Here is a 23,615-nt window from a genome sequence, read left to right as displayed (position 1 = left end):
GCTTTACAGTTACATAAGATTACTCAGATCAGTTCAGAGCGTATGTGATCTGGAAACCAACGCTCCAGGCGCTGTTGCCTGTGAACGTACCACGTGCCGCGGGACCAGCACCATTCGCAGTGGCATCCCCGATGTCGGTGTAACGAACACCGCCCGAGATTTTTGCCTTCTCAAGCGAGTACGTGCCACCCAGACCGATGCTCCAGAACCCATCTGTCGGACCGAGGTTCGAAACCGGCGTACCTTGGGAAGTTTCGTAGCCCAGTGTCACAGCACCAGAAAACTCTTCCGAGAACTGATAACCCAAACCGAGCGAGTAGGTGAACGTGGCATCGTCATAGTCAACCAAGTTCGTGGGGGCCGGGTAGTTTGGCGGGTTATACACGAGCTGTGGCCAGTCGACCCAACGGATCGAGCCAAACAACAATGTCTTGGGCGCCACGCCTGTTTGAAAATCCAGATTCACCGACTGCGGTGTTTCAATCTCACTCGAAGTGTTGACAGGCAACCCTCCGGTCAAAGCACTGGATTCTGTCTGTGAAAGGTCGTGGCTGATCTTGGAGTTATAGGTCAGAGATACGCGCGCGGCGATCTCAGGTTTTTCCCAGGCGACACCCACGACATAGCCAAATGCGGTATCAGCGTTAGTATCAACTTGATACCCAAAAGTAATTGGTACAGTTATTGAAGCCTCGACGCGCTGCGCGCGAATACCGCCGATCGCACTGAATCCACCGTCGAATTTGTACCGCAGCAAAGCAGTAATCGCATCTGTGTCAGCAGTTGCCTGCAGCACTCGTGGGTCTGCTGGATTAGCCGGGTTGAACGAAAGCGGGTAGGCGGCCGCATACTGAATATCGGCACCGTAGGGTTGATCATAGATCAGTGCGAAATCAAGCTTATCGGTAAGCGCCGTTTTGAACCCAAGGTGCGGTGTAAAAAAGTCGTTCGCAACTTCACCTGAATCAATGGGTTGGCCGCCGTTTGTACCAAAAATGTCTGGCATCGTGCCGGTCACGCTTGGGTCGGTATACCCCAACCGAAACTGAACTGCAGAGCCTTCTTCAAAGATCAGGTTGATACCCTGACCGCTGCGGTCCAGACCGCCTGCAAAACCAGCCGTTGCTCCAACGCACAATGCGCACGTTGCGAGTAGTGTTGTTTTCATTCTGTCCTCCCGAACTTTTTTCGAGTATTTGCCTGGCGAAGAATTGAGTGAGTCCAGCGCTTACCCGTGTGTAATGCGCGATACTTTCTTTTCAGTTAGTTTAAGGTCAACTGGTGACGGTGCGTTACTTGTTGCCACTACAGTTCTGAACTGTTGCCAAACTGTTACGATTTTCGGACCAGATGTTCAGGAAAATGCCAGTAAAGATGACGGCAGCGCCGATCAGTACCCAATGGTCGATGGGTTCATGATAGAGGAGCATCCCGATTACTGCGATTGTCGGAAGACGTGCAAAATCAAAGGGAATGACCACGGTTGCCGGGGCTATGGATAGGGCATTGGTAATACAGAAATGCGCCAGCAAACCCGCCAGCCCAACCAAAATCAGGTAAGGAGCGGTCTGCGTTGTCGGAAGCGCAATCTGACCATCGATGCCAGCGGCTGTGGCTCCAAGGACTGCTTGCATTGCAGTCAGCCAAAAAACAATACACCCAATGCTGGCAAATCGCGTGAGCTTCTTGGTGGTAATCGTTGTAAACGCAAAGAATACTGCGGATGCGGCGGCTGTCATAAGGCCGGGGCTCAAGGGGGCAGCGCCGGGGCGCGTGACGATCAGAACGCCCGAAAACCCGATAAGCGCCGCTATCAACCTGAGCGGCGTCAACCGTTCGTTCAGAAACGGCGGCGAGAGCAGGATTACCCAAAGCGGCTGCGTGAACTCCAGCGCGAATACCTGCGCTAAGGGAGCCACTGCCACGGCGTAGAACCAGAGATTTTGCCCCGTGAAATGTAAGGTGTTTCGTAAGGCGTGCAATCCCAGCCGTTCCGTCGAAACTTGCTGCCAGTTGCGAGTCACAGTCAGGACAGTTGCAACAACAACGAACCCAACGATGCTGCGATACATCATGATTTCAAAGGTATCATGCGCAGAACTCAGTTCACGCCCTGCAACCGCCATGGAAGAGAATGAGGCGATCGCGCCGGTCATCCATAGACCGGCCTTGATTACGTCTTTCTGCGCATGGCTCATTTCGAGCGTCCCTCAGGTTGGTCGCGGGGCCGCGCTGCCAAAAGACCGCAAAGCCAAGCGCTTATGATAAGCAGACTAGGTTCGTCCGGCTATTCAAACGCCGAAGGTGCGCCAGATTCAAGGTCGTATAGGTGACTGCCCGGTACAAAGGCTTGAACGAGTAGGGCTTTTTGCCGCTCAATCAGTTAAGTTTTACGCAGACACCCGCCGGTCATTCCCACTCGATGGTGCCGGGGGGTTTCGATGTGATGTCATAAGTACACCGGTTGATGCCTTTGACTTCGTTGATGATCCGCGTTGCCGTTTCGCCCAGGAATTCATGGCTGAACGGGTAGTAGTCCGCGGTCATGCCATCGACAGATGTTACGGCCCGCAGCGCGCAGGCGTAGTCATAGGTGCGCCCGTCGCCCATGACACCTACGGTCCGCACTGGCAAGATGGCAACAAAAGCCTGCCAGATGTCGTCATAGAGGCCGTGTTTACGGATCTGGTCGATAAAGATCGCATCAGCTTCACGCAAGATGCCCAGTTTTTCGCGGGTGATTTCACCGGGGCAGCGGATTGCCAGACCAGGGCCGGGGAAAGGGTGACGTCCGATGAAGCTTTGTGGAAGGCCAAGTTCGCGGCCAAGCGCGCGAACCTCATCCTTGAACAGCTCTCGCAGGGGCTCGACCAGCTTCAGGCCCATCTTTTCCGGCAAGCCACCGACATTGTGGTGCGATTTGATGGTTACAGAAGGCCCGCCCGAAAATGACACTGATTCGATTACATCCGGATAAAGCGTCCCTTGCGCCAGGAACTCGGCCCCTTCAATGGTGTCAGCGTGTTTTTGGAAGACGTCGATGAACAGCTTACCGATGATCTTGCGCTTGGTTTCCGGGTCGCTTTGCCCTTCAAGCTCGCCAAGGAACAGTTCGGATTCGTCCGCGTGGATCAACTGGATGTTGTAGTTGTCGCGGAACATGCCGACGACTTCTGTCGCCTCGTTCTTGCGCAACAGCCCGTGGTCGACGAAGACGCAGGTCAACTGGTTCCCAATCGCCTCGTGGATCAGGATCGCCGCGACCGAGCTGTCAACACCGCCCGACAAACCGCAGATGACCTTCTTGTCGCCAACCTGCTCGCGGATCTTGCGGATCATTTCTTCGCGATAGGCCCCCATGGTCCAGTCGCCCTTGAAACCGGCCAGCTTGACGAAGTTCGCATACAGCTTCGCGCCCTTGGGCGTGTGGTGCACCTCGGGGTGGAATTGCACGGCATAGAAGTGACGCGACGGATCGGCTGTGATCGCAAAGGGCGCGTTAGGCGATGTGCCGAAGACCTGAAACCCCGGTGCGATTTCACTGACGTGGTCGCCGTGGCTCATCCAGACCTGTTCATCCCCGTCGTCAAACCAGCCGTTCAGAATTGCCAGTTTGTCTTTCGGCGTGACAAAAGCCCGACCAAACTCGGCCGTGCCATGGCCGCTTTCGACCTTGCCGCCAAGCTGGTGCATCATCACTTGCTGGCCATAACAGATGCCCAGAATCGGCACGCCATAGTCAAAAATCTCTTGCGGAGCACGGGGCGAGCCCTCGCGCGTCACACTGTCCGGCCCGCCCGAGAAGATCACCGCGCGCGGGGCCATTTCCCGCACGAAATCCATCGTGACATTCTGGTAAGGGTGAATTTCGCAATAGACATTAAGCTCACGCAGGCGGCGGGCAATAAGCTGCGTAACCTGGCTGCCGAAGTCGATGATCAGAAGGCGGTCGTGGGATGTCTGGGTCATGTCAGCGCCTTAGGGCAAGCCCGCACATTTCGCAAGAGCGAGGTCCGATTCCAGCGCGGGAATCAAAAAAGATCACTGCAAAAATTTTTGACTCGAGGGTTTACACCGGTGGCTCCGTCGGCGCACTTGGACAGGGCAGAAGGGTACGCTTTCCAATTCCAGATTTCACCCTTGGCGGCCGGTTCGCCGGATTGCCGCGCGGCAATGTCGCTTTTCCCCCCAACTTGCCGCAATCCCTATGCTTGCGTCCGGGCAAACCTGTATCAAACGCTCAATCTAACCAACAACACGGGATCTTCTCATGACTGAGGCAAACACCCGGCGCAGGGCGAGAGGTGGCGGTGGCGCTGCCCGCCGTGCCGAGCGGACTGCAGTTCGTATCGAGACCGCGAAATACATCGAACGCAACATTCCGAACTTCGAAATCCTCAACGAAGAGGCACTGGAGATCATTGAAAACAACGCGGAAACCGTGTTGGAAGAGATCGGTGTTAACTTTGTTGATAACCCTGCCGCTCTGGAACGCTGGCGCGACGCGGGTGCGGATATCGACGGTGAACGCGTGCGCATTCCGCGCGGCCTTGCTCGTGAGCTGATTAAAACAGCGCCCAGCGAGTTCACCCAACATGCCCGCAACCCCGAGAAGTCGGTCGTGATTGGTGGCCGGAACATGGTTCTGGCCCCGGTTTACGGCCCTCCTTTCGTGCGCGATGCACAAGGCGGCCGTCGTTACGCGACGATGGACGACTTCAACAAGTTCGTGAAACTTGCCTATATGTCCAAGTGGCTGCACCATTCGGGCGGTACGGTGTGTGAACCGACCGACATTCCGGTGAACAAGCGCCATCTGGATATGCTGAAGGCGCACATGACCCTGTCGGACAAGCCTTTCATGGGCTCGGTGACCGATCCCAGCCGGGCGCAGGATTCGGTTGAAATGTGCGAAATCCTGTTCGGTAAGGAATTCGTCCAGCAAAACACGGTGATGACGTCGCTGACCAACATCAACTCGCCGATGACATTCGACGATGTGATGATGGGCTCGCTGGAAGTCTATGCCCGCAACAATCAGGCCTGCATCATCTCGCCCTTTATTGTGGGCGGTGCGATGGCGCCGGTCTCGGTGGCCGGTACTTTGACCCAGGTTCTGGCCGAGGTTCTTGCCGGTGTGGCGTACAGCCAGATCGTCCGTCCTGGTGCTCCCGCGATCTTTGGGGCATTCGTGACCTCGATCGACATGAATTCTGGCGCGCCGACCTTCGGTACGCCGGAAGCTTCGCATATCACCTATGGCGCGGGTCAGCTGGCGCGGCGTCTGAACTTGCCGTATCGGTCCGCAGGGTCGTTCTGCGGCTCGAAACTTCCGGATGCGCAGGCGGCTTATGAGACAGCGAACTCGCTGAACATGGGTCTGTTGGCTGGCGTGAACTTCATGCTGCATGCCTGCGGCTGGCTGGAAGGTGGCCTGGTGGCCGACTTCGAGAAATTTGTTATGGATGCCGACCAGTTGGGCGTTTTGCATTCGCTGGCCAAGGGCGTGGCCTATGATGACAACGCGCAGGCCATGGATGCGATCCGGGAAGTTGGCCCCGGCGGGCACTATCTAGGATGCGCCCACACGCAGGCGAACTTCAAGGAATCGTTCTGGAAGTCCGATCTGCTGGACTACAAGCCATATGAAACCTGGCAGGAAGAAGGTGCGCGTGATACGCGGGCTCTAGCCTCTGTGCGGGTTGAACACCTGCTGGCGAATTATCAGCAACCGCATATGGAGCCGGATACAGCCGCAGCGCTGGAAGCCTATATCGCCGAGAAAAAGGCCTCCATGCCGGATGCGTTTTCCTAATTATTGAATGACCGGGGCGCGGTTGGCCTGATACAGCCGCGCCTCACCCAACAGCGCGATAAGAATGTCGAGATGCCGGACCAGAGAGTATGCGGCATCATCTTCTTTGCGCAGTTCATTCACCTCTTTTTCCATCTCCATCAATCGCAGCAGGGCCTGACCTGAACCCGGCAATGACCCGTATCCCAGAATACGTTGCAGATGCCTGTCCCGGTTGTACTCTCTCGCTCCGAAATTGGCGGCTCTTGCCAACATGCGTGGGCGGTGAAGCATTGAGATCATTGTCATCAGGTCCTGCATCTTATGTGTCCTGTGTCTGAAGGTTTACCGGACTATTTAATGCACAACCTAAGCGGGTGTTGCCTGCGTGACAGCCTCTCCGAACGATGGTTTCACGACTGTTTATCTTTTTGAATCAAATCTGGTTCGTGCCTTGTGCGGTTAACGAACGAGTAACGAATGGACCTCTAGTTAGATTTGGTTAACCCGCTATCCGAGGGCGAAAAGTGACATTTTGTTTTGTCGACGAGGGCAAATAATCATGGAAAACAACATGGCTTTCACCATTCCGGCATGGGTTCCAGAGGGGGCGCAAAGATACCTTGCTCATACCGAAACCGGACGCTCGATCCGCGATATCGCGAGATCGGCAGGTTGCCATGCGTCAACCATCCTCCGGCAAATCCGGCGTATCGAGATGCGCCGTGACGATCCTTTGGTGGATGCGGCGTTGCAGTCGCTGGCAGAAACACATTTTTCCATGCCCGACGACGCAGGCGACGCGGTCGTGATCGCGGATGAAGCTGCCCAGGAAGAGGCGTTCGAAAGAGAGGCATTGCGCATTTTGCGCCGCCTGAGTGAGACAGGTTCGGTTCTTGCCGTGGCTGAAGAAATGGAAAAAGCGGTAGTCGTTCGTGACACCGGCAACGCCGGAGCGACCAGAACCGCGGTCGTCGATTGCGAGATTGCTCAGGCTCTGGCCTTAAAGGACTGGATTTCCTGCGATAATCCCGGTCGTATTTCACGGTACAGGATCTCTGCGGCTGGCCGAACGGCCCTAAGCCACCTGATAGCAAAAGCGGAAAACAAGGCGCGGGTGGGGACCGAAGTCGGATTTGCCGAAGCTCAGTCGTTGTTTCAGGCAAAAGCATCGGGTGGGGCGACTGACCGGATCAGGCGCATTCGCTATAGCGCCACCGAAAGCCCGTTGGTTGCCCTTGCACGCAGGCGTGACCGCGATGGCAAGCCTTTTCTGGATGAATCGCTTGTCAGCGCCGGAGAGCGGTTGCGCGAAGATTTCGAATTGGCGCAGATTGGCCCACAGGTTTCACAGAACTGGGACCGGTTTCTAACGGCTGGTGGCCGCAGCAGTTATGACAGTGAAAGCCACGGAGGAAAGGGGTCATCGGATGCGCGGGACCGCGTGGCGCGGGCCTTGTCTGAACTTGGCCCGGGGTTAAGTGATGTTGCCCTGCGGTGTTGTTGCTATCTCGAAGGGTTGGAACTGGCGGAAAAACGTATGGGTTGGTCGGCACGATCCGGAAAGATTGTTCTGCGGATCGCGTTACAACGGCTGAAACGCCACTATCAGGATCAGGCTGAACGCGACCGCATGATTGGCTGAAGATACAATAAAGGCCCGTTAAAACGGGCCTTTATTCGTCTTGTGAATACTCAAGCCAGTTCGGGCTCTGCCATCGCCTGAAGATGTTTCATCAGGTTTTCGGGCGAAGACACCCCATAGGGATCTTCGGGGCAGTTATCCATCAGGCCAGGTTCTTCGAACCAGGCTTCGACAACACCGTCGTTTACGATGGCCGCATAGCGCCATGACCGCATGCCAAAGCCCAGATTATCCTTGTCAACCAGCATACCCATTTTGCGGGTGAACTCGCCCGATCCATCCGGAATGACCTTGACGTTGGTCAAACCCTGATCTTGCGCCCATTTATTCATCACAAAGCTGTCGTTGACAGACATGCAGTAGATTTCATCGACACCCTGGGCAATGAAATCGCCATATCCGTTTTCAAAGCCGGGCAGTTGATATGTCGAGCAGGTGGGCGTGAACGCGCCGGGCAATGAGAACAGGATCACGCGTTTTCCGGCAAAAAAGTCAGCGGTGGTCTTGTCTTCCCAACGGAATGGGTTTGGTCCTTCGATTGATTCATCGCGAACACGGGTGTGAAAGGTCACGTTGGGCAGTATTGCTCCGGATTTCATGTTCAAGCTCCTGTGATTCACCTGTGATTTTGTCGTGACTTAAAACAGTTCTAAACTGCCTTCAATCGACGAAATGCCGCATTTTGAATTAATAACCTCTTCTCATTACTCATTGAAAACATGCGGTGAAACGGATTATTACAATCTCGTTTTCGCTCATGCGCGGCGGCGTTGCATAGCGGCTATGCGCCGCTGGTGTAACACTGCACATCTGTCTATGTTATGAGCGACAAGATTGACCTAAAGTCAGGAATATTGCCCGTGCGAGATCTGAAGATCCCCGAACAGCGCCATCCGGAAAAAGCGCACCGCCCGGATAATGCGCAGCCCAAGAAACCGAACTGGATCAGGGTCAAGGCACCCGGCGGCAAAGGTTATGCAGATACGCGCCGGATCATGCGCGACAATAATCTGGTCACCGTCTGCGAAGAGGCGGGATGCCCCAATGTCGGCGAATGCTGGAGCCAGGGCCACGCCACCATGATGATCATGGGCGAGATCTGTACCCGTGGCTGCACATTCTGCAATATCGCTACTGGCCGCCCAGACGACCTTGACGCCTTTGAACCCGGCCGGGTGGCACATGCGGTCGAAAAACTTGGCCTGAACCATGTGGTTATCACCTCCGTTGATCGGGATGATCTGAGTGATGGCGGTGCCGAGCATTTTGCTCAGACCATCCGCGCGGTGCGGCACCGCTCTCCCAAAACCACGATCGAGATTCTGACGCCCGATTTTCTGAAATGCGATGCTGACGTTCTGGAAATTGTGGTTCAGGCAAAGCCGGACGTCTTCAATCATAATCTGGAAACCGTACCGGGTTTGTACCCCGAAGTTCGCCCCGGCGCGCGGTACTTCCATTCACTGCGTCTTTTGCAGCGGGTGAAAGAACTTGATCCGTCGATCTTTACCAAGTCCGGTATCATGGTTGGGCTTGGCGAAAAAGAACAGCAGGTGCGTCAGGTCATGGATGACATGCGCGCGGCGGATATCGATTTTCTGACGATTGGCCAGTATCTGCAACCAACACCGAAACACCACGGTGTTGATCGTTTCGTAACACCCGACGAGTTCGCCTCATACGAAAAGGCAGCTTACGGCAAAGGCTTTCTGATGGTATCTGCGTCGCCGTTGACCCGGTCTTCCTATCACGCTGGTGATGATTTTGCCCGGCTGCGCGCGGCGCGTCTAGAAAAGCTGCAACACGCGTGACACCGGATCAGATCGCGCGACTGACATGTCTGCGCCACGAGCTGCATCAACAGCCTGAACTTTCGGGACAGGAAGAGAATACCGCCGCACGGGTGGCTGAACTTCTGCGCGACGCAGGCGCTGACCATGTCCTGACCGGAATAGGTGGGCACGGGATTGCCGCCGTTTTCGAAAGTGGCCAACCTGGTCCCACCCTGGGCATTCGCTGCGAACTGGATGGGTTGCCGATCCAGGAGTTGGCGGACCATTCCTATGTATCACAGGTCGCGGGCAAAGGTCATTTATGCGGCCACGATGGGCATATGACTATGGTTCTGGGCGTAGCAGACGGGTTGAAACATCACCGCCCCAAGAAGGGCCGCGTCGTATTGATCTTCCAGCCAGCAGAAGAGACCGGCCATGGTGCAATCGCTTTCCGGGCTGATCCCCAGTTCGCCGGGTTTGCGCCCGACCTCGTACTGTCTTTGCACAACTTACCAGGATTGGAGTTGGGCGCGGTCGAAATTTGTGACGGTCCTTCTAACTGTGCCTCACGCGGGATGCAGATTGTTTTGACTGGAAAGACGTCGCATGCCGCTGCTCCGCAAGATGGGGTGTCACCTGCCAGTGCGCTGGCAAGTCTGATGCCGGCTTTGACCGCGTTAGGTGGCGGAGGGGATCTGAATGACGACTACGCATTGACCACCGTCACACATGCCACGTTGGGTGAGCGCACGGTCGGAGTAGCACCGGGGCGGGCCGAGCTGTGGGTGACGCTTCGCACAGTCACGGACGCGCGAATGGCGCAGCTGATCAGCGACGCTGAATCGTTGGTCCACGAAACGGCCAAAGCCGAAGGGCTGGCGGTCGAAATCAGTTATGACGAAGTGTTTGAGGCTTGTGCCAATCACCCGGAAGCAGTTTCGATCCTGTCCAAGGCCTGCACGGAGCAGGGCGTTTTTTGCAGATTGGTCGATCAGCCACAGCGGTTTTCAGAAGATTTCGGCCAGTTTGGAAAAAGCGCGAAAACCGCCATGTTCTGGTTGGGGTCGGGGAGCGACCATCCCCAGTTGCACAACCCGGACTATGATTTCCCGGATGCGCTTATTCCGATTGGGACCGGGATATTTCTGAGGGCCATCGAAGCTGTGTTAGACAGCGACTGCTAGGACCGAGGCTTTCAATTCATCAGATCGCCAACGATTCCAACAGCTTCTATTACCGTCTTCGTATCATCCGATATCGAGATAATTTCATCGTCGATCCGAATATACCGTTGCCCCGGCTTCAGCGGCTTGAGCTTCCAGTTGTCGAGGTCGTCAATATAGTCAAAATCCAGGTCGCCCGGCAATTTCTGACCTCGGGTGTATCGTTTGATTTGACCGGGCGGAACAGCCTTGCCGTTTGACTTAATGGATTTCTCTACTTTGGACTTGTTGGCACCTTGCCCTTTGCCCTTGTTGTCTTTTGCATATGACGCGCTTGCAAGGGAGACGATCACCAAAAAGACGCCCGCTATCGCGATAAGACGCTTCATCAAAAATCCTCCTGTGACTACCTGAAAGGTAAAGCGACGAGGCGATGGTTGTCCATTGATATTCTAAATAATGAATTTTTAATCGGGTCTGAGGACGAGGCCGGAAAAGGCCCGCTCGGGCTATTCGTCCGTAAAGCGGACTTTGCCAATATAGGGCAGGTTGCGATTGCGTTGAGCATAGTCAATTCCATAACCCACGACAAATTCGTCTGGTATCTCAAAACCGATCCAGTCTGATCGAAAATCCACTTCGCGGCGGCTCGGCTTGTCCAGCAAGGCAATGGATTTCAGGCGCGCGGGGTTACGGCTTTGCAGCAACTTGGTGACATGGTTCAACGTATGGCCTGTGTCAACGATATCCTCGACAACCAGCACGTCTCGCCCTTCAATTGCGCCGCGTAAGTCTTTGAGAATGCGAACTTCCCTGCTGCTTTCCATCGCGGCTCCGTAAGAAGATGCTTCAAGGAAATCCACCTCGATCGGAAGGTCAAGTTCGCGCACAAGGTCGGCGATGAAAACAAAGCTGCCGCGCAGCAGACCCACGACCACCAGCTTGTCTGTTTCTTTGAACTCTGCCGAAATGTCGCGACACAGCTCCTCGATTCGAGCGGCGATGGCCTTTGCCGAGATCATCTCATCTATCACATATGCGCGGTCAGTCATCGCAGCCCCCTTGATCTTTGGCGCGCAACATACGACATGACGCGCCATTGTCACCTGCAAATACCGGACCTCATGCCTATCCATTCGGAAACCCGCCACCTGCCGTATACAGCCCAGCAGATGTACGACCTGGTTGCCGATGTGGCCAAGTACCCCCAATTTCTGCCGTGGTGCGCTGCTGCCCGCATTCGCAAGACCTATGCGATGGAAGAGGCTGAGGTGATGGAGGCCGATCTGATCATCTCGTTCAAGGTTTTCCGGGAACGATTTGGTAGCAAGGTAACCCTGTTTGCGGATCAAAAGAAAATCGACACCGAATACCTGGACGGCCCCTTCAAATACATGAAATCCGACTGGCAGTTCGAGGACGCGCCTGATGGGGGCTGCAACGTCTCGTTCCATGTGGATTTCGAATTCAAGAACGCCATCCTGCAAGGGATTATCGGTGTGGTTTTCAACGAAGCCATGCATCGGATCGTGCGCGCGTTCGAGGCGCGCGCGCAAGAACTCTACAGCTAGGTCTTTACCCTTGTCAGGCGCACGCTAGACTACGCGCATGACGGAATTTACAGTATCATTGGCCGCTTTTGCGGCAGGGCCGATTTCTACGTCGTCTCAGGCGCGAATCGTCACATCGCTATCTGTTCTTGACTGGGTCGCTGTGGGCCGGGCAGGCGCGCGCGAACCCGTCTCAACCACGGTTCGCGACATGATACTTTCCGAGGGCGGGAACCCTCAGGCGCATCTCTTTGGCGGCGGCCCGGCGCCGCTACGTGGTGCGGCGTTGGTGAATGGCACGGTGTCTCACGCGCTGGATTACGATGACACGCATTTCGCCCATATCGGGCATCCTTCCGTCGCCATTTTGCCCGCAGCCCTTGCGGTGGCCGAATGGGATGACCGTATTCTTGTCGACTTTCTCGAAGCCGCTTTGGTGGGTATGGAAACCTCAATCCGAATTGGCTTGTGGCTGGGGCGCGGTCACTATCAGGCAGGGTTTCACCAGACGGCGACATCCGGTGCCTTTGGGGCGGCAGTCGCTGTTGGCCGTTTGCTGGGTTTTGACGCAAACCAGATGCGAATGGTTCTGGGTCTGACGGCGACGCGTGCGGCGGGGCTGAAGGCGCAGTTCGGAACCATGGGCAAGCCGTATAACGCCGGACTTGCCGCTTCAGCAGGGGTCGAGACGGCCTTGCTGGTACAGCGCGGTTTTCAGGCCAACGCCGACGCGCTGGAGGGTCCTTATGGATTTGGGGCAACGCATCAAGGTGCAGCGGATCAAACTGCTCTGGATGGGTTGGGCGATGAATGGCTGTTTGAAACGGTCAGCCACAAGTTTCACGCCTGTTGCCACGGTCTTCACGCCGCGCTGGAAGCCGCGCGGGAGTTGGACATAGCGGAGCCAGAGGTCGCCGAGATCCAGATAAAGACTCATCCGCGCTGGATGAGTGTGTGCAATCAACTGTCACCGACAACCGGACTGGGGGCCAAGTTTTCCTATCGGACAGTGATCGCGATGCAGGCGCTGGGATATGATACGGCTTTGCCAGATAGTTTCACCGACAAGGTCTGCGTCGACCCGCGTATAACGTCTTTGCGCGACCGCATCACGGTCGAGGCAGATGACAGCCTGTCAGAAACGCAGGCGCATCTGTCTCTGCTGCGTCGCGATGGCATTCGCCGCGAAGCGACGCATGATCTGCTGAACCCAATGTCGTTGTCGGACCGTGAGGATCGCGTGCGCGACAAAGCGACCAAGCTGATCGGTGCGGATGAGGCGGACACGATCTGGTCGATGCTGCGCACCGGGGGACGTGCCCGCGATCTGGCCGAACGTATGGCGGGTTAAGCCACGCACCAGTGCAACGGAAAGCCCGGGTCAAATACAGTGACTGGTCCATCGCCTGTTTCAATCTTTGAGGGATACGAAACGGGCTCACCCTTGGTCAGGGTAATCATATCCTGGTTCACCGGTAAGCGATAGAAACCCGGCCCGTTGAGCGACACGAAGCCTTCCAGCTTTTCCAATGCACCTTCCCGGTCAAACATTTCAGCCACCAGAGACATGGTGTTGGTCGCCGTAAAACAGCCCGCACAGCCACAAGCCATTTCCTTGTTTGCATCCGTGTGCGGGGCACTGTCCGTGCCCAGAAAAAACCGCGCATCGCCCGATGTTGCGGCGGATAGCAGGGCTAGACGGTGTTCCTCGCGCTTGGCAACAGGAAGGCAATAGTAATGCGGTTTGATGCCACCAACCAGGATATGGTTGCGGTTGATAATCAAGTGATGCGCCGTGATAGTTGCACCCAGATCAACCGCGTTGGCTTTGACATAATCCACACCATTGGACGTCGTGATATGTTCCATCACAACACGCAGGCCCGGAGTCGATCTGCGGATCGGATCCAGAACACGGTCGATGAACACGGCTTCACGGTCAAATATGTCGATCTCGGAATCCGTCACCTCGCCATGCACACACATGGGCAGGCCGATTTCGGCCATCTTCTCAAGCACCGGGCGCACTTTGTCGAAGTCGCGCACACCTGAGGCGGAGTTGGTGGTAGCCCCGGCAGGATACAGCTTGACGGCTTTGATCAGACCGTTGGCATGGGCCGCTGCGACATCTGCGGCATCTGTATCTTCGGTCAGATACAGGGTCATCAACGGCTCGAACGTCATACCATCGGGCAGAGCCGCCATAATGCGGTCTCGATAGGCGGCGGCCTGATCGCCGCGCACAACCGGCGGTACAAGGTTCGGCATAATGATCGCACGGGCGAAATGGCGCGCGGTTTCGGGCAGGACGGCCTGTAGCATCGCGCCATCGCGCAGATGCAGATGCCAGTCGTCGGGGCGGCGGAGCGTAAGGGTGTCGGTCATGGCCTTCCGCTAGCATAGCTGTTGCGAAAGACCAACTGCGTCCGCGCAAGGCACAAAAAAAAATCTTGTCAACCGACCTGAACGTCGTAGCTCTGTCCAAGGTTGAGGCCTTGACGCCCAGACACTTGCATGACCTGTTTATCCCTAAAGCAGAGAGGGGTTCCATGACACAGCCAGATTCCATCGATGCCCTGCAGCAGATGCTGGGTCGTCAGGGCTATGTCTGCGGTCGCGCCCTTGCGACGGTTGTGTTCCTGTCGCTGAAGCTTGGACGCCCGTTATTTCTGGAAGGCGAAGCAGGGGTTGGAAAGACCGAGATCGCCAAGGCTCTGGCATCCGGGTTGAACCGGCGCCTGATCCGGTTGCAGTGCTACGAAGGGCTGGATGCGTCGTCAGCCGTTTACGAATGGAATTTTCCGGCGCAGATGGTCGCGATCCGAACGGCCGAGGCCGCGGGTGGGGCCGACCGGGGCGCGTTGCAGACTGAACTGTTCTCGGGCGAATACCTGATCGAACGCCCCTTGTTGCAGGCGATGCGCCCGGACGAAAACGGAGCGCCAGTTCTGCTGATCGACGAATTGGACCGGACCGACGAACCGTTTGAAGCGTTTCTGCTCGAAGCGCTCGGTGACTTTCAGGTCACCATCCCCGAACTTGGCACTATAAAAGCACCTGAACCGCCCATCGTGATCGTCACCTCGAACCGGACGCGGGAAGTGCACGATGCTCTCAAGCGCCGTTGCCTCTATCATTGGGTCGATTACCCCAACTTCGAGCGTGAGATCGAAATCCTGCACGCCCGTGCGCCTGAAGCTGCGGAAGCACTCAGTCGCGAGGTTGTAGCCTTTGTTCAGCGTTTGCGCACCGAGGATTTGTTCAAGAAACCCGGTGTGGCCGAGACCATCGACTGGGCGAAATGCCTGTTGGCGCTGGATGTGATGAACCTCAGCCCCGAGGTGATCGGGGATACGCTGGGTGCGATCCTCAAATATCAGGACGACATTCAAAAACTTCAGGGGTCCGAGGCAAAACGCATCCTCGACGAGGCCAAGGCCACGCTCGAACCGGTCTGATGTTTCATCTTTTTTCAAATACTCCGGGGATATGGGGGCAGAGCCCCCGTAACGTCTGATGGCCGAACAACTTCCGCTGGATATACCCGACAACCCAAAGCTGGCGCACAACATCACCCATTTTGCCCGCGCGCTCAGAAAGGCTGGGCTGCCGATCGGACCCGGTCGTGTGATCGACGCTATTCGTGCAGTGCAGGCGGCAGGTTTTTCCGAGAAACGGGATTTCTACTGGACCTTACACGCCTGTTTCGTGAACCGCCCGGAACACCGCGTGATTTTTGCGCAAGTCTTCCGAATGTACTGGCGAGACCCGCGTTACATGGAACACATGATGGCGATGATGCTTCCTGCAATTCGCGGCGTTCAGGAGGAGCACAAGGCCGACGCCGGTGAAAAGCGCGCGGCTGAGGCACTGCTGGACGGGGTTGAGCGTGATTTGCCGGACGCTGCCGGGCAAGAGGAAGGCGAAACCGAGATCGAAATCGACGCAACCCAGACCGCCTCATCCGAGGAACGGCTACGCAATCTGGACTTCGAGCAGATGAGCACGGCCGAAATCGCGCAGGCCAAGCGCGTATTGGCGCGGATGACACTGCCGGTAAAGCCAATTGAATCACGCCGCGGGCAGACCAGTCATTTGGGGCACCGCATCGACCGTGCCCGCACATTGCGCGCGGCCATGCGGCAAGGGGGGGAGTTGCGCGAAATTGCCAGGCTACAGCCCAAACTACGCTGGCCAAATCTTGTCGCACTTTGCGATATTTCCGGCTCGATGAGCCAGTACAGTCGGATCATCCTGCATTTCCTGCACTCAGTGTCCAACGCCAAGGGAGCGGGTTGGGCCAAGGTCTATGCCTTCACATTCGGCACACGCCTCACCAACATAACGCGCCACCTGCACCAACGGGATGTAGACGCGGCACTTGCCGCAGCAGGGGCCGAGGCGCAGGATTGGGAGGGCGGCACGCGTATCGGAGAGTGCCTGCATCAATTCAATAGGGACTGGTCACGCCGGGTGATGGGGCAGGGGGCGGTTGTTCTGTTGATCACAGACGGGCTCGAGCGGGGCGATCCTGAGCTCCTCAGGAAAGAGATCGAGCGTCTGCACCTGTCCTCAAAACGCCTGATCTGGTTGAATCCCTTGTTGCGTTGGGACGGGTTCGCGCCCAGGGCGCAAGGGGTTGCCGCGATGCTACCGCATGTTGACAGTTTTCGCGCAGGGCATTCGATTGCCTCACTCGAAGACTTGGCCGCAGCGATTTCACAACCCGACGATGAGGGGCAGAAAGCACGGCTGATGGCCGCGCTTTCCGACTAGCAGCTTACGACAGCTGTTCTTCATTGCACTTGCGGGCCATCTCCATGGCTTTGTAAGTGCCTGTCAGATCGACGGTGAAGGCATAGGATGTCTCGGGAAACACGATCATGACCTTCTTCTTGGCCAGATCATCCGCGAACTGTGGGCTGTCCGACAGAACATAACCACCGGAATAGCCTTTGGTGATGTTACCTTTCATGCCGGTTGCTTCACCCAGATATATGTTGTCGCCCAGCAGGATGGCGACTTCTTGCGTCTCGCCACGTTTGATATCGGTTTCAGCCTTGGTGAAGATGCCGACATATCCCACGCCACGATCTTCGGTCAGGCCCATCTGAACGACGTTTTCCGCATCATCCACCGCCTCGATCAGGCAGGATTTCTTTTCAGTGTCGATGAAGACTTTCCAGCCTTCAACCTCTCCATAGCGTTGGAATGTGTCAGCCCACGCTGCGGTTGAAGTCAAAAGACCAACTGCCGCGCCCAATGCAAGAATACGTTTCAACTGCATGTCTCCGATCTATGATTTGTATGGTATGCAAGCCAGACCTGAAGTCGGTTGCCTGCACAGGCTAGAACTCGGGTCACAAACAATCAATGCTATGATTTGTTGAATATGGCTCGGGCAATGGCGTTGCCTTATGGGGTTCAATATAGACCTTTTGGTAAGCCTGATGCGCTTTTCATCACGCAATTCCCGCTTATGTTGGTGTCATAGGTCATCCGGAGGTTCCGATGGAACGATTCGACAACAGTCCTGAAACGGCGCTTGACTGGCACCGCAGCGGGCGCGGCGCGGCGCTCGCTACAGTTGTCGAAACCTGGGGCAGTGCACCGCGGCGGGTGGGATCCCAATTGGTGATTGGTGGCGATGGTCGGATAGAAGGTTCCGTTTCTGGTGGATGTGTCGAAGGTGCTGTTATCGTCGAGGCGCTTGAAGCCATTGATGAAGGCGAAGCGCGTTTGCTTGAATTCGGGATCAGTGACGACGATGCTTTCGCGGTTGGTTTGGCCTGTGGGGGGACTATACGCATTCTTGTCGAACCCATAGGAGAAGTCCTGCCCGAATCTATGTTGGCGGAACTGGTTGCCGCTCGGGCCGCTCGTGAGCCCGTTGCCTACGAAGTCAATGTCGAGACCGGGCGCAGGGCGTTGCGCCGCAATGCTTATGCCGACAGGCTGCGTATGGATCGGTCAGGGTTCGAAGAGGATGGCCAGACCTTTGTCGCAGTACATAACCCACCGCTGAGGTTGCTGGTCGTTGGGGCGGTTCACATCGCGCAGGCTCTGGTGCCGATGGCGCGGATTGCGGGCTATGATCCAACCATTATCGACCCGCGTGACGCCTTTGCGTCCAGAGCACGTTTTCCCGGTGAAACGATCCTGACGGATTGGCCGGATGAAGCCGTTGCGAAGCTGGGACTGGACGCGCGGACCGCTATTGTCCTGCTGACACATGACCCAAAACTTGACGATCCGGCGCTACAAGCCGCGTTGGCCGCCGATGTGTTCTATATCGGTGCATTGGGGTCAACACGCACCCATGCCAAGCGCATTGAGCGTATGAAAGCGGCGGGTTTTACCGATGCGCAAATCTCAGGCATTCATGGGCCCATTGGCCTGGATATCGGGGCCGCCGGTCCCTCGGAAATCGCGGTTGCGATACTGGCGCAGATCACTGCAGTTCTGCGAGGGAAAGCATGAAATTTGGGCCTGTGCCGGTGTCCCAGGCAGAGGGGGCCATTCTGGCGCATTCGGTTACAGCGGATGGGCGAAAGCTTCGCAAGGGGCTTGAATTGCGCTCGGAACATGTGGCGCAACTGGAAAAGGCTGGTCTAAGCGAGGTCATTGTTGCCCGACTGGATTCCGGCGATTGCCATGAAGATCAGGCGGCACGTAAGCTGGCGTCTGCGCTGGCACCTGATCCGGCATCAGCCAACTTGCGGGTTACCGAGGCATTTACCGGGCGGGTAAACCTTTTGGCCGACGGGCCTGGGGTTGCCGTGCTCGATGTTCGTGCACTTGAATTGTTCAATCTGGTCAATCCAATGATTACCGTTGCGACCGTTCCGCAGTACCAGCAAATGGGTGCGAACGGCATGGTGGCGACCATTAAGGTCATCTCATATGCCGTGCCAGAGGCTGATGTTCAGCGCGCCGCCGGGCTGGCACAAGGAGCTGTGCGTCTGGCGCGGCCTGTTCATCGGACAGCCGGTCTTGTTGTAACGGAAATTCCCGGTGGTCCACCGAACGAAAAGGGGATTGCGGCCATTCGGGGACGGGTCGAGGCATTGGGAATGGAGCTTGCGGAGGTGCAGATTGTTCCGCATCGAACGGATTCCTTGACCAGCGCGATTTCTAAGGGGAAGGGCGATCTTCTGATGATATTGACGGGTTCGGCCACCTCGGATCCCAACGATGTCGCACCGTCGGCCGTTCGGCAGGCCGGTGGGACGATTGATCGCTTTGGTATGCCGGTTGATCCAGGAAACCTGCTGTTTCTTGGGGACTTGCAGGGCCGACCTGTGATCGGCTTGCCGGGATGCGCGCGCTCTCCGGCGTTGAACGGGGCCGATTGGGTTCTGTCGCGTGTCGCATGCGGGATTGAAACAACAGGTGCAGATATTGCCGGAATGGGGGTTGGCGGATTGTTGAAGGAAATCCCGACCAGACCTCAGCCGCGGGCGAAAAGAAACGACTGACCGCCGCCAAGGTCCGCGATATGGCGTATCACACCGTACTTGCGGCCAATGTATTATTGATATTCTAGGGTTTTCTCATCCTTGGCAATACGCCGGGTCGCCAATACGCGCCGGTGTCCTCCCGGGCTTTTTGAAACTGTTCGACCCTATCCCGTGCGGCGTCTCCTCCTGCATCAAAGAGATGTCCGAGCAGGCATTCCAGAACCGCCATCGCGCCAGAAAAGCTAGAAAACGGATGTAAAGTGCGGGTGCTGACGGGCAGAACGACATCCGGGTTGACGCCGGGTGCAATCACCTCGCTATCCGACAGCAACACAATCTTCATGGCCCGGTCGCGGGCAAAACGCATCGAATGGATCGTATCTGCGGAATAGGGATGGACGGTGATGGCAAACAAACAATCCTCGGACGTGGCCTCGACCAGGTCATCGACAGCCGAGCCCATGTGTCTTGGTATCAGCTGTAATCCGGGATGGGCCATGCGGCCGGCGTAGTGAAAATAATAGGCCAGCGCATGACTGGACCTTGTGGCGGTCACATAACAACGACGTGCAGACACCATGTACTCAACGACACGCTTGGCCAATTGCGGCTCCATCAGGCGCAGGGATCGGGACACAACATTCATCTCATTGCGCGCAAATCTGGCCTGTGCGTCATTGAAAGGGTCTTGTCTGGGTGACGTGGTTAACCATTCCTGACCAATCCTGTCTTCACTGTCGGTTGTGAGAGCAAGGCGAAATGGGTGGCGAAAGGCGTCAAAACTGTCGAAACCCATACGCTGCGCCAGTCGAACAAGAACACTGGTGCTGATGCCGATCCGGTCGGCTGTCGCTCGGACCGGGTTCAGGCCGAAATCACCGGGATGGTCGATGATATATTTCGCCGCGACTTGCATCTGCGCTGGCATTCCGTCGATCTCGCGTCGGATTTGGCTGGTCAAGGCTGTAAGGGTGGGTGTCATACCAAAAAGAAACATATGTTTTCTTTTGTGTAAATTGAAAACGTCATCCAGCGAATCTAACTGAGGGCAAAGATTTGGGTGGTGCTATGACATCAATAACAACTGACAGCTCGGACAGGCCCTACGTTCTAGTTGCGCCAAACGGTGCCCGGCGGAACGCGTTGGATCATCCCGCCTTGCCACTCAGGGTTGATCAGATCGTCATATCTGCGCGGGATTGCCATGCCGCAGGTGCGGATGGGTTGCATCTGCATATTCGGGATGCAGACGGACGGCATTCACTGGACGCCGGATTGTACCGGGAAACGCTTGCGGAATTGCAGCGCGAGGTTCCAAAAATGGAGCTACAGATCACGACCGAAGCTGACGGGCAGTTCGACGTGGCATCGCAACTGGACTGTTTGCAAAAGGTGCGACCTGAATGGGCATCAATCTCGGTGCGTGAAATCGCCCGCGATCTAAACCTTGCGCCCAGGGTCTATGCACTATGTGCGGATCAGGGCACACGGGTTCAGCATATCTTGTATGATACTGAGGACGCACGTTTACTGGAACAGTGGCTCGCTTTGGGCATCGTACAGGCGGATCAGACAGATCGTTTGCTTGTTCTGGGGCGATACAGCGATGGCCAGCAATCTGTGCCTGCCGATCTCGACGCCTTTCCAGAATGCCCGGCCCGTTGGATGGTGTGCGCCTTTGGAACGCAAGAACATGCCTGTCTGGCTGAGGCTGCGCGACGCGGTGGTGACGTGCGGGTTGGGTTTGAAAACAGTCTGACGGGGCCGGATGGCAGGCCGTGGGCAGATAACGCGGCCTCGGTTGCAGCATTAGTCGAATTGCTTGGAAGGGCACAGAAATGAGTCATGTTTTCCCACGTCACACGAAATCGGACCTTCCTGTCGCGGTCGGCGGCGATGGCTGTTATCTGATCGACGCAAAGGGCAAGCGTTACCTGGATTGCGGTGATGCGGCAGTATCTTGTCTGGGCCATTCGAGCCAGGCCGTGATCCAAGCGGTACAGCAGCAGGTGGAACAGATTGCCTTTGCGCATACAGGGTTCATGACATCAAAACCGGCTGAGGCTTTGGCCGAATTGTTGATCCGGTACGCGCCGGGGGATCTGGACCGGGTGTATTTTGTTTCGGGCGGGTCCGAGGCGACCGAAGCGGCGATCAAGCTGGTGCGCCAGTATTTCCTTGAAATTGGTCAGCCTGAACGGCGTCACGTTATCGCGCGAAAGCAAAGCTATCACGGCAACACTTTGGGGGCTTTGTCCGCAGGGGGTAACGCATGGAGACGGGCACAATTCGCCCCGATGCTGATCGAGATGATGCATATCTCTGCCTGCTACGAATATGCCGAAAAACCGGAAGACGAGAGCAGCTTTGACTATGGTCAGCGTGTGGCCAATGAGCTGGAATCCGAAATCCTGCGGCTGGGCCCTGATACTGTCATGGCATTTATGGCCGAACCAGTGGTTGGGGCTACCCTTGGCGCAGTCCCTGCGGTTGAAGGGTACTTCAAGCGTATTCGCGAGATCTGCGACCACTATGGTGTGTTGCTGATTTTGGATGAGGTGATGTGCGGTATGGGCCGAACCGGTCACCTGTTTGCCTGCGATCATGACGACATCGCGCCGGATATTTTGTGTATCGCCAAGGGGTTGGGGGCCGGATATCAACCGATTGGAGCCATGCTGTGTACCGGCAAAATCTATAACGCGATCCGCGACGGATCAGGGTTTTTCCAGCATGGACACACCTATGTTGGTCATCCGGTCGCCACAGCCGCCGCATTGGCGGTGGTCCGTGAGTTGACCGAACGGGATTTACCAGCGCGTGCCGGGGTCATGGGCAACAAACTGCAATCTGCCCTTGAGGCAGCATTCGGACAGCACCCGAACGTGGGAGATATCCGTGGGCGCGGGTTGTTCCGTGGTGTTGAACTGGTCGCTGACCGCGACAGCAAGGCCCCTTTTGATCCATCACGTGGCATCGCAGGTAAGGTGAAAAAGGCAGCACTGGCCGATGGGTTGATTTGCTATCCTATGGCTGGCACGCGGGATGGCCGGAACGGCGATCATGTCCTGCTGGCGCCGCCCTTTATTATTGAAGAGGAACAGATAGGCGAGCTCGTCAGCAAACTGGAACGCGCCCTTTCTGCTGTGCTTTGACATTACCGTGAGCGCACTGTTCGCCCGCAGCTTATTTGTTAATGTCGCGGGAGAAGTATCTGAAAAGGCGAAATCAATAGTGCTGGATATTTGGCGCAGTTTCCGTGCACTTCCCCTTTGGGTGCAGATCTGGGTGGCCGTAATATTGGTGCCGGTTAATCTGGTTCCGCTTGCTTTCCTGGATCAGCCACAAGGGATGCTCATCGCTGTTCTAGCGATTACCGGCATGGCGCTGAACATACCCGTCATGGCGGTTGTGCGCGGGATGAGCGGCGCGATGGCTTTGCCGCACATTCTGTGCTGGGTTCCACTGGTTGTCGTAGTGGCGCTTTTGTTGTTTTCCGATGCGACCCTGAGCGCTGCCTTTGCCAAGTTTCTTTGGGTGCTTCTGATCGTTGACGTAATTTCCCTGCTTTTCGATTTCAGGGATGCGGTCAACTGGTTACGAAGCAGACGCGCGACCTGAACAAAAAAAGCCCCTTCGGCAGCGAAGGGGCTTTGATCGTTTTGGTCTTTGAAGCAGATTACTTATGCGGAAGCGGACCGATCATCATGACCATCTGACGGCCTTCCATCTTCGGCATGTTCTCGATCTTGCCGACCTCTTTGATGTCTTCGGCCACACGCTCCAGCAATTCGCGACCCAGGTTCTGGTGTGCCATTTCTCGGCCACGAAAGCGCAGGGTGACTTTGACTTTGTCGCCCTTTTCCAGAAACTTAAAGACGTTCTTCATTTTGACGTCATAGTCATGCGTATCGGTGTTCGGTCGGAATTTGACCTCTTTCACTTCGATGACTTTTTGTTTTTTGCGCGCTTCGTTTTCGCGTTTTTGCGTTTCGTACTTGTACTTGCCGAAATCCATGATCTTGCAGACCGGTGGGTTCGCATTAGGCGAGATTTCGACCAGATCAAGACCTGCATCTGCGGCCATCTGCATGGCTTTGGCGGGATGAACCACCCCGACGTTTTCACCTTCGGCACCAATCAGCCGAATTTCGGGGGCACGGATTCTTTCATTTACGCGCGGGCCGGTTTCACGTTGAGGCGGCGCGTTGTGAGGTCTGCGAGCTAT

24 protein-coding genes are annotated in these 23,615 nt (G+C 56.2%); 13 read left to right on the top strand and 11 right to left on the bottom strand.

All coding sequences use genetic code 11. The features are described 5' to 3' along the window. Positions 1-28: 28 nt before the first annotated feature. The 3 genes from ACR0AM_RS12935 to guaA form a co-directional block, all read right to left on the bottom strand. Positions 29-1,168: an OmpP1/FadL family transporter gene (locus ACR0AM_RS12935; protein WP_480623114.1), complete on the bottom strand. Its 1,140-nt coding sequence runs from the start codon at positions 1,166-1,168 to the stop codon at positions 29-31. A 124-nt stretch (positions 1,169-1,292) separates the two neighbouring features. Then, the gene (locus ACR0AM_RS12930) at positions 1,293-2,198 is read right to left on the bottom strand and encodes a DMT family transporter (RefSeq protein WP_480623113.1); all 906 of its coding nucleotides are present in this window, start codon (positions 2,196-2,198) and stop codon (positions 1,293-1,295) included. Between the two features lie 211 nt (positions 2,199-2,409). Further along, positions 2,410-3,969: a glutamine-hydrolyzing GMP synthase gene (gene guaA / locus ACR0AM_RS12925; RefSeq protein ID WP_480553353.1), complete on the bottom strand. Its 1,560-nt coding sequence runs from the start codon at positions 3,967-3,969 to the stop codon at positions 2,410-2,412. Between the two features lie 301 nt (positions 3,970-4,270). Between guaA and ACR0AM_RS12920 the strand changes: the two genes are divergently transcribed. Next, positions 4,271-5,815 carry a trimethylamine methyltransferase family protein gene (locus ACR0AM_RS12920; protein ID WP_480472461.1) on the top strand — a complete coding sequence of 515 codons (1,545 nt, stop codon included), beginning with the start codon at positions 4,271-4,273 and terminating at the stop codon, positions 5,813-5,815. Here ACR0AM_RS12920 and ACR0AM_RS12915 read toward each other — a convergent pair whose 3' ends face one another. Continuing rightward, positions 5,816-6,115 (bottom strand): DUF6477 family protein, encoded by a 300-nt coding sequence (locus tag ACR0AM_RS12915; RefSeq protein ID WP_480537731.1) that lies wholly within the window; start codon positions 6,113-6,115, stop codon positions 5,816-5,818. It abuts the gene before it with no gap. 241 nt (positions 6,116-6,356) lie between these two features. On the opposite strand from ACR0AM_RS12915, the gene ACR0AM_RS12910 reads away from it, so the two are divergent. After that, a complete protein-coding gene (locus tag ACR0AM_RS12910) occupies positions 6,357-7,439 on the top strand; it encodes a DUF6456 domain-containing protein (RefSeq protein WP_480537733.1) in 1,083 nt (360 codons plus the stop codon). 50 nt (positions 7,440-7,489) lie between these two features. Here ACR0AM_RS12910 and ACR0AM_RS12905 read toward each other — a convergent pair whose 3' ends face one another. After that, entirely contained in the window at positions 7,490-8,038 is a 549-nt protein-coding gene (locus ACR0AM_RS12905; RefSeq protein WP_480623112.1) for a redoxin family protein, read from the bottom strand. 261 nt (positions 8,039-8,299) lie between these two features. Between ACR0AM_RS12905 and lipA the strand changes: the two genes are divergently transcribed. Together lipA and ACR0AM_RS12895 are read left to right on the top strand one after the other, a co-directional pair. Continuing rightward, positions 8,300-9,250, top strand: a complete 951-nt coding sequence (lipA, locus tag ACR0AM_RS12900) for a lipoyl synthase (protein ID WP_480623111.1) — start codon at positions 8,300-8,302, stop codon at positions 9,248-9,250. Beyond that, complete coding sequence (locus ACR0AM_RS12895; protein WP_480623110.1) at positions 9,247-10,398, top strand: amidohydrolase; 1,152 nt, start codon at positions 9,247-9,249, stop codon at positions 10,396-10,398. Before lipA ends, ACR0AM_RS12895 begins: the two co-directional genes overlap by 4 nt. An 11-nt stretch (positions 10,399-10,409) precedes the next feature. Here the strand turns inward: ACR0AM_RS12895 and ACR0AM_RS12890 are convergent, their stop codons facing one another. Together ACR0AM_RS12890 and hpt are read right to left on the bottom strand one after the other, a co-directional pair. After that, positions 10,410-10,766 (bottom strand): hypothetical protein, encoded by a 357-nt coding sequence (locus ACR0AM_RS12890; RefSeq protein WP_480623109.1) that lies wholly within the window; start codon positions 10,764-10,766, stop codon positions 10,410-10,412. A gap of 120 nt (positions 10,767-10,886) precedes the next feature. After that, positions 10,887-11,429, bottom strand: a complete 543-nt coding sequence (hpt, locus tag ACR0AM_RS12885) for a hypoxanthine phosphoribosyltransferase (protein ID WP_480623108.1) — start codon at positions 11,427-11,429, stop codon at positions 10,887-10,889. 72 nt (positions 11,430-11,501) lie between these two features. Here hpt and ACR0AM_RS12880 point away from each other — a divergent pair, with 72 nt between their 5' ends. Continuing rightward, complete coding sequence (locus tag ACR0AM_RS12880) at positions 11,502-11,948, top strand: type II toxin-antitoxin system RatA family toxin (protein ID WP_480553360.1); 447 nt, start codon at positions 11,502-11,504, stop codon at positions 11,946-11,948. Positions 11,949-11,985: 37 nt separating this feature from the next. Continuing rightward, a complete protein-coding gene (locus tag ACR0AM_RS12875; protein ID WP_480537736.1) occupies positions 11,986-13,278 on the top strand; it encodes an MmgE/PrpD family protein in 1,293 nt (430 codons plus the stop codon). Here ACR0AM_RS12875 and pyrC read toward each other — a convergent pair. Continuing rightward, entirely contained in the window at positions 13,275-14,312 is a 1,038-nt protein-coding gene (gene pyrC, locus ACR0AM_RS12870; protein WP_480623107.1) for a dihydroorotase, read from the bottom strand. The two genes, ACR0AM_RS12875 and pyrC, sit on opposite strands and share 4 nt — an antisense overlap. Before the next feature lie 164 nt (positions 14,313-14,476). On the opposite strand from pyrC, the gene ACR0AM_RS12865 reads away from it, so the two are divergent. Both ACR0AM_RS12865 and ACR0AM_RS12860 read left to right on the top strand, forming a co-directional pair. Next, entirely contained in the window at positions 14,477-15,385 is a 909-nt protein-coding gene (locus ACR0AM_RS12865) for an AAA family ATPase (protein ID WP_480623106.1), read from the top strand. A 58-nt stretch (positions 15,386-15,443) separates the two neighbouring features. Further along, positions 15,444-16,703, top strand: a complete 1,260-nt coding sequence (locus ACR0AM_RS12860; protein ID WP_480472485.1) for a vWA domain-containing protein — start codon at positions 15,444-15,446, stop codon at positions 16,701-16,703. A gap of 4 nt (positions 16,704-16,707) precedes the next feature. On the opposite strand, the gene ACR0AM_RS12855 is transcribed toward ACR0AM_RS12860, so the two are convergent. Further along, a complete protein-coding gene (locus ACR0AM_RS12855) occupies positions 16,708-17,214 on the bottom strand; it encodes a hypothetical protein (RefSeq protein ID WP_480472487.1) in 507 nt (168 codons plus the stop codon). A gap of 224 nt (positions 17,215-17,438) precedes the next feature. On the opposite strand from ACR0AM_RS12855, the gene ACR0AM_RS12850 reads away from it, so the two are divergent. Beyond that, positions 17,439-18,407 carry an XdhC family protein gene (locus ACR0AM_RS12850; protein ID WP_480516848.1) on the top strand — a complete coding sequence of 323 codons (969 nt, stop codon included), beginning with the start codon at positions 17,439-17,441 and terminating at the stop codon, positions 18,405-18,407. Beyond that, positions 18,404-19,405 (top strand): molybdopterin-binding protein, encoded by a 1,002-nt coding sequence (locus tag ACR0AM_RS12845; protein WP_480623105.1) that lies wholly within the window; start codon positions 18,404-18,406, stop codon positions 19,403-19,405. The genes ACR0AM_RS12850 and ACR0AM_RS12845 overlap by 4 nt, the downstream gene beginning before the upstream one ends. A 64-nt stretch (positions 19,406-19,469) precedes the next feature. Here the strand turns inward: ACR0AM_RS12845 and ACR0AM_RS12840 are convergent, their stop codons facing one another. Continuing rightward, positions 19,470-20,384 carry a MurR/RpiR family transcriptional regulator gene (locus ACR0AM_RS12840; protein ID WP_480623104.1) on the bottom strand — a complete coding sequence of 305 codons (915 nt, stop codon included), beginning with the start codon at positions 20,382-20,384 and terminating at the stop codon, positions 19,470-19,472. A 71-nt stretch (positions 20,385-20,455) separates the two neighbouring features. On the opposite strand from ACR0AM_RS12840, the gene ACR0AM_RS12835 reads away from it, so the two are divergent. The 3 genes from ACR0AM_RS12835 to ACR0AM_RS12825 all read left to right on the top strand — a co-directional run bounded on the left by ACR0AM_RS12835 (position 20,456) and on the right by ACR0AM_RS12825 (position 23,008). Further along, the gene (locus tag ACR0AM_RS12835) at positions 20,456-21,229 is read left to right on the top strand and encodes a beta-keto acid cleavage family enzyme (RefSeq protein ID WP_480623103.1); all 774 of its coding nucleotides are present in this window, start codon (positions 20,456-20,458) and stop codon (positions 21,227-21,229) included. Further along, positions 21,226-22,542, top strand: coding sequence for an aspartate aminotransferase family protein (locus tag ACR0AM_RS12830; RefSeq protein ID WP_480623102.1), 1,317 nt, complete (start codon positions 21,226-21,228; stop codon positions 22,540-22,542). Before ACR0AM_RS12835 ends, ACR0AM_RS12830 begins: the two co-directional genes overlap by 4 nt. Before the next feature lie 79 nt (positions 22,543-22,621). After that, complete coding sequence (locus tag ACR0AM_RS12825) at positions 22,622-23,008, top strand: hypothetical protein (protein ID WP_480623101.1); 387 nt, start codon at positions 22,622-22,624, stop codon at positions 23,006-23,008. A 58-nt stretch (positions 23,009-23,066) separates the two neighbouring features. Here ACR0AM_RS12825 and infC read toward each other — a convergent pair whose 3' ends face one another. Beyond that, complete coding sequence (infC, locus tag ACR0AM_RS12820; protein WP_480481680.1) at positions 23,067-23,528, bottom strand: translation initiation factor IF-3; 462 nt, start codon at positions 23,526-23,528, stop codon at positions 23,067-23,069. Positions 23,529-23,615 lie beyond the last annotated feature (87 nt).

It is taken from the genome of Ruegeria sp. AD9 (assembly GCF_056542305.1).
This window is presented reverse-complemented; position numbering and strand designations above follow the sequence as displayed.